Genomic DNA, 2,699 nt, shown 5'->3' with positions numbered 1-2,699 from the left:
CCCACGCAGCGCGCCGCAGCGCCGGCCCCCGGCCGGGAGCGGGGCCCGCGACGGGGCATGGGGGAGGACAAGCAGGAGGGCGACCTCCCGATCGACGCGATCCTCACCGAGATGGTCCGCGTCGGCGCGTCCGACGTGCACCTGACCACCGGGACCACCCCGATGGTCCGCATCAACGGCTCGCTGTCCGCGCTCGAGGGCTTCGGCCAGGTCACCCCGGACGGGCTGCGCCGGTCGCTGTACGCGTTCCTCACGCAGAAGCAGCGCGAGAAGTTCGAGACGAACCTCGAGCTCGACCTCTCCTACGCGGTCCGCGGCCTGGCCCGGTTCCGCGTGAACATCTACCAGCAGCGCGAGTCGATCGGCGCGGCCTTCCGCGTGATCCCGTACGAGATCAAGCCGCTCGAGGAGCTCGGCGTGCCGGCGATCGTCGGCACCTTCGCCGGCCTGCCCCGCGGTCTCGTGCTGGTCACCGGCCCGACCGGTTCCGGCAAGTCCACGACGCTGGCGTCGATCGTCGACCTGGCCAACCGGACGCGCCAGGACCACATCATGACCGTCGAGGACCCGATCGAGTTCCTGCACCGGCACAAGAAGTGCGTGGTGAACCAGCGCGAGGTCGGCCAGGACACCCACTCGTTCGCCAACGCGCTCAAGCACGTGCTGCGCCAGGACCCGGACATCATCCTCGTCGGTGAGATGCGTGACCTCGAGACGATCTCCGTGGCCCTCACGGCCGCCGAGACCGGTCACCTGGTCTTCGCGACCCTGCACACGCAGGACGCGGCCCAGACCATCGACCGCGTGATCGACGTCTTCCCGGCCCACCAGCAGGCGCAGGTGCGCACGCAGCTGGCCGGCGCGATCCAGGGCGTGGTCTGCCAGACGCTGGCCAAGCGCTCGGACGCCCCCGGCCGTGCCGTCGCCACCGAGGTGCTCGTCGCCACCCCCGCCATCCGCAACCTCATCCGTGAGGGCAAGACGCACCAGATCTACTCCGCCATGCAGGCCGGCGCGAAGCAGGGGATGCACACGATGGACCAGCACCTCGCCGACCTGGTGAAGGTCGGCAAGATCTCGTACGAGATGGGCCTCGAGAAGTGCCACCACGTCGAGGACTTCAACCGCCTCACCGGACGGTTCTCCGGCGGGTCGCAGGGTGCCGCGGGCATGGGTGACGCAGTCTCCATGGGCGGCACCTCCTACGGGAACCAGGCCTTCTGATGGCTACCGCGCAGAAGACCTTCGAGTACGCGGTCCGCGACAAGTCCGGCAAGCTGGTCAAGGGCCGCGTGGAGGCCAACAACCAGGCCGCGGTGGCCAACCGCCTCCGCGAGATGGGCCTCGCGGCCGTCTCGATCTCCGAGGTGGGCACCGGCGGCCTCAACGCCGAGATCAACATCCCTGGGTTCGGCAACAACAAGGTCTCGCTCAAGGACCTCGCGATCATGGCCCGCCAGCTCGCGACCATGATCGACTCGGGCCTGTCCCTCCTACGGGCGCTGAGCATCCTGGCCGACCAGACCGAGTCGAAGCCGTTGGCCAAGGTCGTCGCCCAGGTGCGCAACGACGTCGAGGTCGGCACGGCGTTCTCGGTCGCGCTGCAGAAGCACCCCGAGACGTTCCCGCCGCTGATGATCAACATGGTCAAGGCCGGCGAGGTCGGTGGCTTCCTCGACCAGGTGCTGGTCAGCGTCGCGGACAACTTCGAGTCGGAGGTCAAGCTGCGCAGCACCATCAAGTCGGCCATGACCTACCCGGTGGTCGTCTTCATCGTCGCCATCCTGGCCGTCGCGGGCATGCTGCTCTTCATCGTCCCGGTGTTCGCCGGCATGTTCGCGAGCCTGGGCGGCACCCTGCCGCTGCCCACCCGGATCCTCATGACCCTCTCGGCCATCCTCAAGGTGACCATCATCCCGACGGTCGTGGTGCTCATCGGGTTCTCGTTCTGGTGGCGCAAGCACAAGAACGACAAGTCGGTCCGCATGCGGCTGGACCCGCTCAAGCTCAAGCTGCCGGTCTTCGGCAACCTGTTCCGCAAGATCGCGGTGTCCCGGTTCACCCGGAACTTCGGCACGATGATCCACGCCGGCGTGCCCATCCTGCAGGCGCTCGACATCGTCGGCGAGACCAGCGGCAACCTGGTGATCGAGAAGGCCGCCAAGGCGGTGCAGGAGTCCGTGCGTCGCGGCGAGTCGCTGTCCGGGCCGCTGTCCCAGCACGACGTCTTCCCGCCGATGGTCGTGCAGATGATGGCCGTCGGTGAGGACACCGGTGCCCTGGACACCATGCTGGGCAAGATCGCCGACTTCTACGACGCCGAGGTCGAGGCGACCACCGAGCAGCTCACCAGCCTCATCGAGCCCCTCATGATCGTGGTCATCGGCGCGATCATCGGCGCCATGGTCATCGCCATGTACATGCCCATCTTCGGCATCTTCAACCTCATCTCCTGATACCAGGAAATACCTCTACGAAGGCACGGCAGCGCGGCTGCCGTGCCTTCGTTGCGCCGTCCGGGTGACTGGTCGAAAAAGGTTCCCGAACGTCGTCAAGAACGCTCCGAACAGGGTCGATACACGTGATGCACGACCGAACCGGCTCCGCCGGACTGATTCAGACAATTGACCCCTCGAGCACACTCAGGAGCTGACTGTGATCGCACGCATGCAGAAGTCCATGGCGGAGAAGGACAAGGG

General features: G+C 67.1%; 2 protein-coding genes. Both read left to right on the top strand.

Annotation, left to right across the window (positions count from 1 at the left end):
• Positions 1 to 1,224 (top strand): type IV pilus twitching motility protein PilT (locus ACXJKG_RS20580; RefSeq protein ID WP_456847581.1); only part of this gene is annotated, 1,224 nt, incomplete at its 5' end.
• The gene (locus tag ACXJKG_RS20575; protein WP_456847580.1) at positions 1,224 to 2,456 is read left to right on the top strand and encodes a type II secretion system F family protein; all 1,233 of its coding nucleotides are present in this window, start codon (positions 1,224 to 1,226) and stop codon (positions 2,454 to 2,456) included. The genes ACXJKG_RS20580 and ACXJKG_RS20575, both read left to right, overlap by 1 nt.
• The last annotated feature ends 243 nt before the right edge of the window (positions 2,457 to 2,699 follow it).

It is taken from the genome of Cellulomonas sp. P5_C6, assembly GCF_054049635.1.
The sequence above is the reverse complement of the archived record's forward strand: the minus strand, read 5'-3'. Positions and strand labels throughout refer to the sequence as shown.

What these genes read in the sequence shown, in the direction of transcription:
- ACXJKG_RS20575 (WP_456847580.1), top strand. Translation starts at nt 1,224, where the DNA reads ATGGCTACCGCGCAGAAGACCTTCGAGTACGCGGTCCGCGACAAGTCC.